Below are 14,198 nucleotides of genomic sequence, written 5' to 3'. Positions count from 1 at the left end.
CGCAGCCCCCACTACCCTCTTTACCAATTAATGATGACTACCTACTTAGTGGGAGTTAGATAGTTTTAAGTTTTGAGTTTTGAATTTTGAGTTGTGCAGCTTGGTCTTGGCACTGGGTTGTTAATGGAAGCTGTTTGGTGAAAGGCCCAAAAATGGCAGTTCATATAGCGATAACCACCAGGCTGAGGACGGGGTGCAGGTGGAACCTCTGGCTGGAGGCTTCGCCCCCACTTCCTCTTAAAACCAATGTCCTAAGCAACCTGGCGACAGCTATATCTACAAAAAACTGGCAATCATTCGTTCGTTACAAGTCTACCACCGGGGAATATGAAAGCATTAGTGACTGGAGCAAGCGGGTTTACAGGTTCTCATCTGGTTAGGCTGCTGGAGCAGCGGGGGAAGGAGGTGGTTGGGCTGGTGCGACAGTCCAGTAATCTCTCGCGGTTGGCAGGATGTAAAGTCGAGCTGGTTTATGGGGATATTTGCGATCGCACCGCCCTCAAAACAGCCATGATTGGCGTGGATACAGTCTTCCATACCGCTGCCTATGTAGAACTGGGGTTGGTCAACGAAGCCGAAATGGAACGGGTGAATGTACAAGGAACCCGCACGGTACTGGAGGTGGCACGGGCAGCAGGGGTTTCCAAAATGGTGTATTGCAGCACGATTGGCGTCCTGGGAGACACTCAGAGACGGGTAGTGGATGAAACCTTTCAGCGCCAGCAAAAGGATTTTTCCTCGGCTTACGATCGCACGAAATACAAAGCCCAAACTCTTATCGATCAGGCAGCAGCAGAGGGATTTCCTGTAGTTAGCGTTTTGCCTTCCGGCATCTTTGGGCCAGATGACCCTCACTTTGGCCCGGTTTTGAAGCAGTTTTTGAAAGGGAGGCTGAAGCTATGGGCTGGAGGAAACCGGATCACGGGCATTGTTCATGTGGATGACCTGGCTATGGCGATGATCCTGGCGGCAGAGAAGGGTAAGCCGGGAGAATGCTACATCATCTCAGCAGGAGAAATGACCACTCGCGAAATGTTTGAACTGCTGGGTCAGGAGTTGGGGATTCCCGCACCGGGAGAGGCTCCAGAATTTCTGGTACGTTTGCTGGGCAACATCCTTGACCCGATTGGTCGTTTATTTTCCTGGCAACCACCCCTCAGTCGCGAACGGGTACATTACATCTACGATCGCTGCGTTCGAGTAAATGCCAGCAAAGCCCGCCGGGAGTTAGGTTGGGAGCCGCGATCGGCGGAAACCGTCATTCAGGAGTTGGGAGGGAATCGTAGTTGTTAGTTGTTGGCTGTTAGTTGTTAGTCTTGTGAGGGGTGAGGTGAGGGGCAGCACTTCTCTGAAAGCCAGGGGCGAAAAAGAAGTAATGGGGTCGAAGGGTGGGAGGGTGGAGGGGCGAAGGAGTTCCATCTACCTCCTAAAACTCCCTCTCCCCATCACTTCATTACCCTCTCGCCCCCTCACCTACATTACACGGCATTGCTGAATCGGGGGATGAAATAGATGCCGTATGGTTGAAACTTCGTTTCAAATTCATACTGCTTTTCAGCAACGCCACATTACACAGCCACCAATCAGGTACCCGAAGTCCAGGAGTTGATGTACTCAACCTGCTCAGGGGTAAGGGAATCAATTTGAACGCCCATGGCTTGAAGCTTCAGACGAGCAATTTCCTTATCGACTTCTGTGGGGATGGAGTGAATACCTGGTTGCAGTTTGCCCTTGTTCTTCACAAGATACTCCGCGGCGAGAGCCTGGTTTGCAAAGCTCATGTCCATTACTGCGCTGGGGTGCCCCTCAGCTGCTGCCAGATTCACCAGGCGACCCTCACCCAAAACAATGATCGATTTGCCACTCTTGAGGCGGTATTGCTCGGTAAACCCGCGTACTTCTTTGATCTCCGTTGCCTCAGCGCCTAGAGCCTTCAGGTCAATCTCAATATCAAAGTGACCAGAGTTGCAAACAATGGCCCCATCTTTCATCACTGCAAAGTGTTCACCACGGATGACGTGTTTGTTCCCCGTCACAGTGACAAAAATGTCGCCTAGGGGAGCAGCCTCTGCCATGGGCATGACCCGGAAGCCATCCATCACCGCTTCGATCGCCTTTACCGGATCAATCTCGGTCACGATCACATTGGCACCCATACCGCGTGCCCGCAGAGCCGTTCCTTTACCGCACCAACCATAACCCGCTACCACCAGAGTCTTGCCAGCCAGCAGAATATTGGTGGCACGAATAATTCCATCCAGGGTGGACTGACCTGTTCCGTAGCGGTTGTCAAAGAAGTGCTTAGTTTCCGCATCGTTTACATTCATGGCGGGGAAGGTAAGTACCCCGGCCTTAAACATGGCTTGCAGGCGAACGATGCCAGTGGTGGTTTCTTCGGTAGTACCGATCAAATCCGCCAGTTGAGGCTGGCGCTCCTTGACTAGGGTTGCTACCACATCGCAACCATCATCAATGATAATGTTGGGGCGATGATCCAGGGCAATTTGCACATGCCGATGGTAAGTTTCGTTGTCCTCTCCTTTTTGGGCAAAGACTGGAATACCATAGTCGGCCACCAGACTGGCAGCAACATCATCCTGGGTCGAAAGTGGGTTGCTGGCAATCAGTAGAGAATCTGCCCCTCCATTTCTGAGGGCGATCGCCAGGTGAGCGGTTTCTGTAGTTACGTGGCAACAAGCCACCAACCGAATTCCTGCCAGGGGCTTTTCTGCCGCAAAGCGATCTTGAATCTGACGCAGGACCGGCATTTCCCGCCCAGCCCATTCAATCCGCTGCTTGCCCTTTGGAGCAAGGGACAGATCCTTCACTTCATATTTCAGTTCTTTTGGACGAACGGGAGTTACAGTCATGAACTTGATACCTCAAGAATGGTTATCTGAACTTAAAGACTACGAAGAGTCATACCGGAATCGAGTAGGAGAGCCACTAAAAAGCCCGCAAATGCCTATGGAGAAATGAATTGCAAATTTTGATCTTCTCCTCTATAAAGGCACAGAAACGAGAGCATCTAGACTAGGGTGTATCGGTTTAACGAATTAAGTCAAGAGATTAACTCATTTCAACTTCAGTATTTTTACTTAATCTCTAGAAAACTTAAAATAACCGATAAGTTTTTATAAAATTCTTGCTACTTGAAAAAAACTTGCTATTTGAAAAAACTACTTGTGAAAAAAATTAAATAGCGATCGCCCATTCCCAGTATTCAAACCAATTTACCATAGCAAACTTTGATGGGGAGCAGTTAGGAGTCGGGGCCAGGGGCCAGAGATCAGGTATTGGGGGACAACTCAAACCTCAAACCTCCTTAACTCACCTAACCCATCTACCCATTTTGACGAAGCATCTGCAGAAAGTAGGAGTATCATGGGGCGCAACAGGTGATTCTGGAAAACTGGATGTCTCCAGCAGAATCACTCGATTTATCTTTGGAGATAGCGAACCATGGCTTGCGGTAACTCCCCCAAATTCTTGATTGGCTCAATTTTGCTAGTAGCGAATCTGCATGGGTTGGGGTTACAGGCATTTGTTACAGCCAGTTCGGGGGCTTCCTTTCCATCCCCTGAGATTCTGGCTCAAGCTCCCGCTCCGAATCAAACCACTCCACTCTATTTACCAAAGGCTCCACCACCTCGAGTTTCGCCCCTACCCAACCAGCGACAGCAGATAGAGGAACGGTCAATCACCTCGGATTACCGCATCAGCAGCTTGCAACCAGATAGTCGCGGAGGGCTTTGGGTTGGTTCCTGGCAGGGACTGGCCCGTATTAATCCTAAAACAGGGCACATTCTTTCTCGAATTAGTCTGCCCAATGCTACTGTTGGCGCACTGGCTCAAGACCGGGTGGGTCGTATCTGGGTTGGTACCTATGAAGGGTTGGTTCGGGTAGACCCCCGCACGGGTGCAATCACGGCTCAGAATTTTTCCCTGCCCTCCAATCGCGTTTTGTCGCTGTTAATCGACAAACGAGGTTATCTCTGGGTTGGCACTGACAACGGCCTGGTTATGATTAGTCCAGATCAGGGGCTGATCATGACCACGGTGAAAAACCTGCCAGGTGTTAGTGCCAACGCTCTCAGCATTGATGGAAAAGGCAATCTCTGGGTTGGCACCCTTGATGGACTGGTACAAATTAACACAGCCAGTGCTATGGTAATGCGTCGAGTTACTGACTTGCCAGGAACGACCGTTCAGGCATTGACTTCGCGATCAGAAGCAATTCCTCAAGTTGCCCCGCCAGTTATTGCTCAGACACCCGCAGCAAAACCTGCTCCTCGTTCAACTTCGCAACGCACCCGTGGTGGCTCCTCCAATGCTGCCAGCCGCCGCAAGCCTGCCAAGCCTGTAAAACCAAAGCCGCTTCCTCCCATTATTAAAAGTTACCTTTGGGTTGGTACTCCGAGTGGGTTAATCGAAGTGGATGCTGGTACTGGGCAGATTTTGCAAACCATCGATGCCTTGAATGGACGCAGCGTTACGGCTCTCCGGTTCGACCGAACGGATCGGCTCTGGGTTGGAACAGTCAATGGTTTACTACGACTAAATCCAACCAGTGGGCAGGTGGATGGGCGAATCGCAACAAATTTGCCCTCCAGCCACATTGTTGCCCTTTTCCCAGACGTGGGTGGCAAACTGTGGGTAGGAACCAGTCAGGGCCTGGCATGGGTTAGTATGCAAACCTTCCAAACGGGCATTCACAATACCTTTAGCCGCCGTTGAGTCGGCTCTTCTGGAAGTAGGGAAGAACTCCTGGCTGGGGCACCGCCCCCACACCCCTTTAAGCCCAATGTCCTAACGCGTTTGTGTAGAGCTGTAGCAAGCCGGGAAAACCAGTGAGCTGGGGTGGGCAGGGAATGGGGGGGAGGGTGTAGGGTGGAGGTAGAAACTGCTCATCCGCTTAAGTCCAATGACGATTACAACTCATCAACTTACCCACTGGAAACAACAGGGCCGAATGATTGTGGCTCTAACGGCCTGGGACTTTGCGATCGCCCAAATTCTGGATCAGGCTGGAGTCGATTTGATCCTGGTGGGGGATTCTCTGGCCATGGTTGCATTGGGGCATCAAACAACCCTACCGGTCACGCTGGATGAAATGCTGCACCACGCCAGGGCCGTGCGGCGGGGGGTACAGCGAGCCCTGTTGGTCTGTGATTTACCGTTTTTGAGCTATCAGGAAAATTCTCAGCAGGCAATGCATTCCGCTGGGCGGGCGCTGAAGGAAGCTGGAATGCAGGCAGTGAAGCTGGAGGGGGGGCATCCAGCCGTGGTTGAAACGGTTGCTCAATTGGTGCAGGCAGGAATTCCCGTAATGGGGCATGTCGGGCTGACGCCCCAATCTGTACACCGCCTGGGCTATCGACAACAGGGCAATTCACCGGAAGCGGGAGAACGCATTTTGCAGCAGGCGATCGCCCTTGAACAGGCAGGCGCTTTCTCGATTGTGCTGGAACATATTCCCAGTGACTTGGCCTGTCAAATCACTCAGAAACTTTCCATTCCAACTATCGGCATTGGAGCAGGTCCCCATTGTGATGGGCAGGTGCTGGTAACGGCTGATTTGCTAGGGCTTTCTAATCGCCAGCCTCCCTTTGCCAAGGTGTACACAAACTTGCGTGAGACTATCGCCCAGGCTGTACAGATGTATGGAACAGAAGTGCGGGAGGGAAAATTCCCGGAAATGTAATGAGCCACAATGTACTAACGAATTTTGGCCTCAAACGATTGGCAAAAGTTTTGGATGCCTGCTTTGACCACATAAATTGCAACCGGAGTGGCCAATTTAAGCGGTAGGGTAGTGTGTTCTGTCAATGACAGGAGAATATCGCCTGTTAGCCCTTCTTTCAGTTTCTCTTTCATTGCGGTCTGACAAATTACATAGCGCCAACGCTTTGCCAATCCCTCAATCCAGCGATCGCTGGTATCTGGTTCCTGCCCTACCTGAATCCCTAAGTTAATGGCAGCATCTTCCAGATCTCCGTCACAGACTTCAATCTCATCCAAGGCAACCAGTGCATCAGGATAATTTACCAGAATTGCCCGAAACTGCTCAATTTCCTTTAAGGTGACGGTGATGGACATGACTGCCAAATCCATGTGAGTAAGGCAATCCTAACATTACTTTTGCGATCGCTTGTTACGCTGTAAGCAAGCTCCTTCGCCCATTCTCCCAGTCATAAGTAATCTTAGAAGAAATCACCGACAGCCAGTTTCAATAGTGGAATGGACGCTGCTCACCAGCCTTAATCTTTACACTCCACTCTGCCATGAAGCGTTAATCGCTTTCAGACGAGGGTTGCGCTAAAGGAGGCACTGGGTCATAGCCCCCCCGATTGAAAGGATGGCAGCGACAGATGCGACCAGCCGCTAACCAGCTCCCCTTCAACACCCCGAATCGATCGATCGCTTCCATGGCATATTGAGAACACGTTGGCTGAAAGCGACAACTAGGGGGCAACAGAGGTGAAATCAACATCCGATAACTTTGAATTAGCCCAATGAATAGAACTTTCATAGTTGCCCTGAATTACTCAAACCCTAAGGACTATAAATAAGTCGCTAGTGGACGATGGCATAAGTCCAGCAACTATTGGGTTTAGGAGTGGGGAGCATTAGGGAGCCAGAATGGTATCCGTATTCCCGCTGTGCTGTACCAGGCGCAATTAAATTAAGGATTATTTCGGGGATGAAGGGGGTGAAACCCCTACCTGGAGGCGCAGCCCCCACTCCCCCATTTACAATTAATGATGGCTACCTGCTCAGGGCTACCTGAGAAATACCCCTCTCCTAGTCTAATGTCTGGAGACCGTCCCTTTTGAGAAAAGAAATTGAGAGTTCCTCTTTAAAGAGGAACCTTCTTCATCCTATAATGGAGATTCTGGCTAAAATTATTGAGGAAATTCAGAGGAACTTGTAATGTCGCGTTATCGAGGTCCACGCCTCCGGGTTGTGCGTCGTCTAGGAGATCTTCCCGGACTGACCCGCAAAGCTCCCAGAAGGGCATACCCACCCGGTCAGCATGGTCAGGAACGAAAAAAACGTTCCGAGTATGCCGTCCGCTTGGAGGAAAAACAAAAACTCCGCTTCAATTATGGTCTGACTGAGCGGCAGTTGTTGCGCTATGTGCGCAAAGCTCGACGAGCTTCCGGTTCTACTGGTCAAGCTCTGCTGCAACTGCTAGAAATGCGTCTGGATAATACTGTTTTCCGGTTAGGTATGGCTCCCACAATCCCTGGTGCCCGTCAGCTGGTTAATCACGGGCACGTAACGGTCAACGGTCAAGTAGTTGATATTCCTAGCTATCAGTGCCGTCCAGGTGATGTGATCGGTGTCAGAGATCGCGATCGCTCCCGTCAGATGGTAGAAACCAACCTGCAATATCCCGGTCTGGCCAACCTGCCTAGCCATCTGGAGTTTGACAAAAACAAGCTGGAAGGCAAGGTGAATGGCATTGTAGAGCGCGAGTGGGTAGCGCTTCAAATCAATGAACTGTTGGTGGTTGAGTACTACTCCCGTCAGGCCTAGTGCTCAAAGGTTTTTTGCAACAAATTCTCCCGCGGCATTCATTCTTTAAACCCTCCTGGAACCGTCAGCCAGGAGGGTTTTTGTTAGATGGCATCGGACTTGACTGCAAAGGTCAGCACAGTTTCATCGACACCCTTGAGTTTGAGGGGACTATGTTTAACAATCTCATCTTCCTCTAAATAATCCGCTACTGCGGCAGAAACCAGAATGGAATCCGGATCTGCCGCTTCCTGGATTCGGGAGGCAATGTTGACGCTGGGACCAATCGCGGTATAGTCTGCCCGCTCCGCACTGCCAAACATCCCCACAACAGCCGTTCCCTGATGGATACCACAACGGAACTGCACCTGTTCAATCCCCTGCTCTTTCCATCGCTGGTTCAGGGTTTGGAGCGATCGCCGCATTTGCCGCGCAGAGGCCACTGCCCGTCGCACCTGCTCATTGGGCGTCAGCTCTTCTGGTGCCCCAAACACGGCCAGAATCGCATCTCCCATAAATTTATCGATAGTGCCGCCGTTATCAAAAATGGCACGGGTCATTTCTGCCAGATATTCGTTCAGAAGTTCGGCAACCTTACGCGATCGCAACGTATTGGAAAGCTGAGTGAAGCCCACGATATCACTAAACAACACCGTCACCATACGCGGTTCTGGACGCAGATCCAGGACCAGCTCGCCCTTTGCTGCCCGTTGCACCAAAGATGCGGGCAAAAATCGCTTCAGGACAGATTCAGTCAGGTAGGTATTGAGTTCGGCAACCCGACGTTCGTTTTCTTTCAATGCCAGCAAATTACGAACTTCTGCCAGCAGTTCGCGATCGCTAAAGGGCTTAGACAGGTAGGCGTCTGCTCCCTGCTCAACCCCTTCGATACGAGTATCTTCATCCGCCTTGGCTGTCAGCAAAATGACCGGAGTACCCTTCAGTTCCCCTTCCTCTCGAATCATTCGAATCATGTCCAGCCCCGACACCCGTGGCATCATCAAATCAGTAATGATGAGATGGGGGCGGAAAGTCTGGGCTGCTTTGAACCCTTCAGATCCATTGCGGGCTGTCCAGACCTGGTAACCCTGATCCCGCAGAATACCGGACACATAGGTCCGCAGATCAGGATTATCATCCACAATTAACACGCGTGACCGCTCAGAATCCACCATTGTTGGGGTAGCAGAATCATTTTCGCGGATACCCTCCTCCGGCGACTCCATTTCCACATCTGCCAGCTCAATCGCCGCCCGGCTCGGTTGAATTTCTGCCTGCACCTCAATTATCTGATCAGCAGGCAAATGGGCTGTTCCAGTCTGAAGCCAGACGGTAAATGTGGTTCCCTCGCCATAGTTTGACTCGACTGAAATTTGCCCCCCATGAAGTTCAACCAATTCCTTCACCAGAGCCAGTCCCAAACCACTCCCCTCATAGCTCCGGTTGGCAGACCCCTCCGCCTGTCTAAACCGCTCAAACAGATGTGGGATCTGGTCGGGACGAATGCCGATTCCTGTGTCAATCACTCTCAACAAACAATGATCTCCTGCGGGTTGCAGGGTCACGGTAATGCTGCCTCCTGCTGGAGTAAATTTCATCGCATTGGACAGCAGATTGTAGAGAACCTTGTCAAATTTTTCCAGATCCAGATATATCTGAGGGCAGTCTTCCAACTGGGTTTTTAGAGCAATCTCTTTTTTCTGGCAGTAGGAACGGAAGGAATCTACAGTTTGGCTGACAAACTCCACCAGGTCGCAGGGTCGGAAGCTGGGCTGCATCCGTCCGGCATCCAGGCGCTGCAAGTCAAGTAGCTGGTTGACCAGGCGCAGCAGACGGCGAGAGTTGCGCAGGGCGATCGCCGCCTGTTCGTAGGAGAGTCCCTGTTTCTGAGCCACAGCAGACTCTAGCGGACCAATGGTTAAGGTCAGCGGGGTGCGAAATTCGTGGGAAATGTTCTGGAAGAACTCGGTTTTCTGACGATCCAATTCCAGTAGCTGCTCTGCCTGCTGGCGGGTTTTTTGGTAAAGGCGTGCCTGGTGGACGGCGATCGCTGCCTGGGCTGCCACCGCCTGCGCCAGTTCAATTTCGGCAGGTTGCCAGCGTCGTGGCTGGTGGTTCTGTCGCAACGAAATACTGCCAATAATCTCCCCATCCAGGATCAGCGGTACGACCAGCAGCGCCCGCGCCGGATTGCGGATCGGCAACTCCGGCACATTCATCTCTGGATATTTTTCCAGGTCATTCAAAACTACGGGCTGCTGAGTCAGCATCAGTTGCCGCAGTACGGGATTGTTCTCAATCGGGACCGTGGATTGGGGCAAAGGACGGGGCACCATCTCTTCCTCATTCAGGAAAGAGTGGGTCGCAGAGATATGTCCATTGCTGGAATGGAGGAGATCCCCTCCTTTTTCATCAGGGCTAAGGGGTGAACCTGGATAAGCTGCGTCGTGCAGCCCAACGCAATGGACGAACTCGTCTTCTCGTGTCCAAAGAGACAGAGCGCACCCATCAACATGGAGTGCCTGCCCAAGTTGATGGGTGATCGCTGCGAAAATTTCCTGAGGTTCAAGGCTAGAGCGAATAGCAGATGTAATCGTGTTAATCAGGACTTCTCGTTTCGCCAGTGCCCGCACCTGTTCATAGGCGCGTGCCTGGGACAGGGCCAGGGCGGCCTGGTCAGCCACCATCATCATCAATTGCACTTCGTCATCCTGCCAGGTACGCAGTTCTCCACACTGGTGCAGGGCCAGAACAGCAACCAGTTCTTGCTGACAGGTGAGCGGCACAATCAGGCTGGAGCGGATGTTGGCTCTGGCATAGATCTGCTGACGATGTTGGGCGATCGCATCCTCTCCCTGAAGTCGCTCGTCTGTCTCCGCATCCTGAATAATCTGAACTCCGTGAGTTTCCCAAACCGTTTCTGCCAGAAGTGCTTTGAAGGCTTCGCGGGATTCTTCTTTGTGGAGTTGCCACAGGCAGGTTGAGGCGGCACCCGTAGCACTGACCGGGTCCGAAGTTGGACTGGCGCTAGCGGCTACGGCTTCCCGGTAACCGAGCCGCTCCTCATCGACGTAAACAAACCACTCATCATCCAGATGCCCATCGTGAAAAGGGCGCACGACACAACTGCTGGCTTCCAGCATCTGGCCCACAGTTTCACCGATGGTTTGAATGATCTGACGATAGCTGAGCGCACTCCGAATGGTATTGGTCACAGCGTTGAGGAGAGATTCCTGCCGTAGCGATCGCCTCAATTCCCGAGTTCGTGCCTTTAAGACATTGTGAGTGTCAACAGCCTGCCGCACCACCGCCTTAAGCTCATCATCATCCCACGGCTTCGTTACGTACTTAAACACTTTACCGGAGTTAATTGCTTCCACCAGGTCTTCCACATCGGTGTAACCAGTCAAAATAATCCGGATGATGTCAGGATATTGAGTGGCCGTCAGGCTCAAGAATTCGGTACCACTCATTAAGGGCATCCGCTGATCGGAAATGATCACCGCCACATCCCCTTCGTTAGCCAAAATGTCCAGGGCTGTGGGGCCATTTTCTGCCCGTAGCACCCTAAATTCTCGATGAAAGGTCCGGTACAACAAATCAAGGTTGTCTGGCTCGTCATCCACAACCAGGAGCTTTGGCTTATTGTTCTGTTGGACTTTCATGCACCGCTCTCCTGCTGCAAAGGCAGTTGGATGAACCATTGGTTGAGTTCACAGAACGTTCTTAGAGGAGATGCAACATTTTCCTGACAGAATATCAATGGGTATAACAATGCTGAGGAATCGGTTGCGTCGCGTCTGATGGTTACCGGGCTACTTAGTCTGCATTCCAGGGGGGAAGTCCTGGTGACCTGCGATACGCACTTGGTCCTCCAATTTTGAAGGTGAGTATCGAAGTTGCTGTGCATCAGTTTCAGTGACGACTTCAGTAACGACAAATTGCGAGAAAACGACTGAAAAGGCTAGCGGGTTAACTTAACCCCAAGCGGTCAATGAACCAGATGATGACAGGAGGAAAACCGCTAATCAGCGGAATAGTTGAACTCAAGACTGGCTTAAACCGCTTTCCTCTATCCATGTTGCCCCGGGTAGGGTTTTCTCTAACGCTCAGGCAGCAATCTTCCTTTGATGATTGTTTTTCGATGATTGTTGAGCGTAATAAGTAGATATATAGCTATAGCCACCAGGCTTAGGACGGGGTGCAGGGGAGGCCCCCTGGCTGGCGGCTTCGCCCCCACTCTCACCTTTACAAATTAATTATGACTACTTACCTTAGGAGCATGGATTAAATAACATCTGATTTTTCCACATCCTTAACCCTTCCCCCCTCCCCTCTCCGAGCCGAAGAGAGGAGCCGAGGGCGGGGTGAGGTTACAGAGATTATTTAGTTTTCGTTCCTTAGCAACTTAGCTAAATGTTGAGTGCAATGGGCAAAATTAGCAAATATCTCGATTTCCTTCAGGGAAGGGTGGAACAGCTAGCAGAGAATTGTAAATCGTAACAAACCCGTTTTAAATTTTTAAGCAATTCTACTTATCTAGAAGAAAATTAATAAAAGAAATTAGTCATAATCATCGATACTGATTAATGTAAAAGCAGACATCATATCGATCTTTTGCTCAAACTCCAAACCTTACAGACTTGATGTCTCTGAGGGGTGGGGTTTTTCAGTCAAATTGCCCCATTGATGGTACAACATTAGCCGTTTATCTGCTTTGGAGCTTTTTCCATCATGCGCTGCCCCTTCTGCCAATACACTGAAAACCGTGTTCTTGAGTCGCGCTCGGCGGAGGGAGGGCAAAGTGTGCGGCGGAGGCGGGAATGTCTCAGGTGTAAGCGCCGTTTTACAACTTACGAGCGAATTGAATTTGTTCCCATTACAGTGATTAAGCGGAATGGCGATCGCGAATCCTTTGACCGCTCCAAACTTTTGCGCGGCATCATCCGGGCCTGTGAAAAAACAGACATCTCTGCCCCACAACTGGAAGCAATGGTGGATGAAATTGAAGCCGAGCTGCAACAGCGAGCTGTGCGTGAGGTAAGCAGTTCTGAAATCGGTGAACTAGTGCTACAAAATCTGTGCGATTTAAGTGAAGTTGCTTACATTCGATTTGCCTCTGTTTATCGCAAATTTCAGGGTATCCGAGATTTTGTAGATGCCCTGAATCATCTTCAAAGTACTAGTAGCCGTTCCTCCAGCAAAGAAACTCTGGCTCAAGAAGAATCTCCAGTTGGCTCGGATAGGACCATTCTGCCCCATTCCCAGCCTGCTTCCCATGCTGAAGTGTAACCATTGAGAACTTGTGAGAACTTGCTAACACTTCTGTTTTCTTAAAGATTTGTTAATCCTTGCAAACAAAAACTTTGCTCTGCTAGCAGAGTCCCTGCCTTTTTGGTCAGCTCCTTCCTGGTTTGGAAGAAAATATCCTTATGGAAAAATATGCTGGGCAGTCCTCGTTAGGTTATCATGGTTCTTCTGAGCCCCCAATCTCATCGTTTGAAATCTCCTAGAATAGATAGGAGGGATGTAGGTGTAGTCAGCATTGCTTTAGCGTGCCTATACATCGACAGGAGGCAATTTTAGAAGGAGAGTAATTATTAGGACATGATTCGCATGGTCAATCAGGAAACGACAGACATTGACGTTGGCTTTACCCACGAAGATTTCGCAGCCCTGCTCGACAAGTACGACTACCACTTCAGTCCTGGCGATGTGGTTGCCGGAACGGTATTCAGTCTTGAGCCACGGGGTGCTCTGATTGACATTGGTGCGAAGACTGCTGCTTACATCCCGATCCAGGAAATGTCCATTAATCGGATTGACAGTCCAGAGGAAGTGCTGCAATCCAACGAGACGCGTGAGTTCTTTATCCTAGCAGACGAAAATGAAGATGGGCAGCTAACCCTCTCCATTCGTCGGATTGAGTACATGCGGGCTTGGGAGCGGGTTCGTCAGCTGCAAGCAGAAGATGCAACAGTACGATCAATGGTGTTCGCAACCAACCGGGGTGGCGCTCTGGTTCGGATTGAGGGGCTACGTGGCTTCATTCCGGGTTCTCACATCAGCACCCGCAAGCCTAAGGAAGATCTGGTGGGTGAAGAATTGCCCCTGAAGTTCCTGGAAGTTGACGAAGAACGAAATCGTCTTGTCCTCAGCCACCGGCGGGCTCTGGTTGAGCGGAAGATGAACAAGCTTGAAGTAGGCGAAGTGGTGATTGGAACCGTCCGTGGGATCAAGCCTTACGGCGCGTTTATCGATATTGGTGGGGTCAGCGGTCTGCTGCACATCTCTGAGATTTCTCACGACCACATTGATACCCCCCACAGCGTCTTCAACGTCAACGATGAGGTGAAGGTGATGATTATCGACCTGGATTCTGATCGCGGACGGATATCGCTGTCAACCAAGCAGTTGGAACCAGAACCCGGTGACATGGTCAAGAATCCGCAGGTTGTCTACGACAAGGCTGAGGAAATGGCGGCGAAATATCGTGAACAGGTGCTGGCACAGCAACAGGGTAAGTCAATGACCTTGGCAGAACCTGAACCTCCGCTGGAAGTGGATGTGGAGGATCTCCCTTCTGCCATTGATGAAGAGTAGTATTCGGTCTCCGCTTAAAACTGGTAAATTTTCTGAAAGAGGGGTCTTCCCTCTTTTTTATTGCAGTTTATTGC

General features: G+C 50.8%; 10 protein-coding genes. 6 read left to right on the top strand and 4 right to left on the bottom strand.

All coding sequences use genetic code 11. From position 1 onward, the window contains the following. The first annotated feature begins 327 nt into the window (after positions 1-327). Positions 328-1,293: an NAD-dependent epimerase/dehydratase family protein gene (locus tag P4D80_RS04630; RefSeq protein ID WP_421657720.1), complete on the top strand. Its 966-nt coding sequence runs from the start codon at positions 328-330 to the stop codon at positions 1,291-1,293. Between the two features lie 290 nt (positions 1,294-1,583). Here P4D80_RS04630 and ahcY read toward each other — a convergent pair whose 3' ends face one another. Beyond that, on the bottom strand, positions 1,584-2,870 hold the full coding sequence (gene ahcY / locus P4D80_RS04625) for an adenosylhomocysteinase (RefSeq protein WP_421657719.1): 1,287 nt from the start codon (positions 2,868-2,870) through the stop codon (positions 1,584-1,586). 592 nt (positions 2,871-3,462) lie between these two features. Here ahcY and P4D80_RS04620 point away from each other — a divergent pair. Next, the gene (locus P4D80_RS04620) at positions 3,463-4,737 is read left to right on the top strand and encodes a ligand-binding sensor domain-containing protein (protein WP_421657718.1); all 1,275 of its coding nucleotides are present in this window, start codon (positions 3,463-3,465) and stop codon (positions 4,735-4,737) included. A gap of 187 nt (positions 4,738-4,924) precedes the next feature. Beyond that, positions 4,925-5,704 carry a 3-methyl-2-oxobutanoate hydroxymethyltransferase gene (gene panB, locus P4D80_RS04615; RefSeq protein ID WP_421657716.1) on the top strand — a complete coding sequence of 260 codons (780 nt, stop codon included), beginning with the start codon at positions 4,925-4,927 and terminating at the stop codon, positions 5,702-5,704. 14 nt (positions 5,705-5,718) lie between these two features. Here panB and P4D80_RS04610 read toward each other — a convergent pair whose 3' ends face one another. Continuing rightward, positions 5,719-6,114 carry a hypothetical protein gene (locus P4D80_RS04610; protein ID WP_421657715.1) on the bottom strand — a complete coding sequence of 132 codons (396 nt, stop codon included), beginning with the start codon at positions 6,112-6,114 and terminating at the stop codon, positions 5,719-5,721. 178 nt (positions 6,115-6,292) lie between these two features. Then, complete coding sequence (yidD, locus tag P4D80_RS04605) at positions 6,293-6,532, bottom strand: membrane protein insertion efficiency factor YidD (RefSeq protein ID WP_421657714.1); 240 nt, start codon at positions 6,530-6,532, stop codon at positions 6,293-6,295. A 401-nt stretch (positions 6,533-6,933) separates the two neighbouring features. On the opposite strand from yidD, the gene rpsD reads away from it, so the two are divergent. Beyond that, positions 6,934-7,542 carry a 30S ribosomal protein S4 gene (gene rpsD, locus P4D80_RS04600; protein WP_421657713.1) on the top strand — a complete coding sequence of 203 codons (609 nt, stop codon included), beginning with the start codon at positions 6,934-6,936 and terminating at the stop codon, positions 7,540-7,542. Positions 7,543-7,625: 83 nt separating this feature from the next. Here the strand turns inward: rpsD and P4D80_RS04595 are convergent, their stop codons facing one another. Continuing rightward, entirely contained in the window at positions 7,626-11,225 is a 3,600-nt protein-coding gene (locus tag P4D80_RS04595) for a response regulator (RefSeq protein WP_421657712.1), read from the bottom strand. Between the two features lie 1,030 nt (positions 11,226-12,255). On the opposite strand from P4D80_RS04595, the gene nrdR reads away from it, so the two are divergent. Both nrdR and P4D80_RS04585 read left to right on the top strand, forming a co-directional pair. Beyond that, on the top strand, positions 12,256-12,813 hold the full coding sequence (nrdR, locus tag P4D80_RS04590; RefSeq protein WP_421657710.1) for a transcriptional regulator NrdR: 558 nt from the start codon (positions 12,256-12,258) through the stop codon (positions 12,811-12,813). A gap of 315 nt (positions 12,814-13,128) precedes the next feature. After that, positions 13,129-14,124, top strand: a complete 996-nt coding sequence (locus P4D80_RS04585; RefSeq protein WP_421657709.1) for a 30S ribosomal protein S1 — start codon at positions 13,129-13,131, stop codon at positions 14,122-14,124. Positions 14,125-14,198 lie beyond the last annotated feature (74 nt).

The organism is Leptothermofonsia sp. ETS-13 (assembly GCF_049200465.1).
Classification (GTDB): domain Bacteria; phylum Cyanobacteriota; class Cyanobacteriia; order Leptolyngbyales; family Leptolyngbyaceae; genus Leptothermofonsia.
The sequence above is the reverse complement of the archived record's forward strand: the minus strand, read 5'-3'. Positions and strand labels throughout refer to the sequence as shown.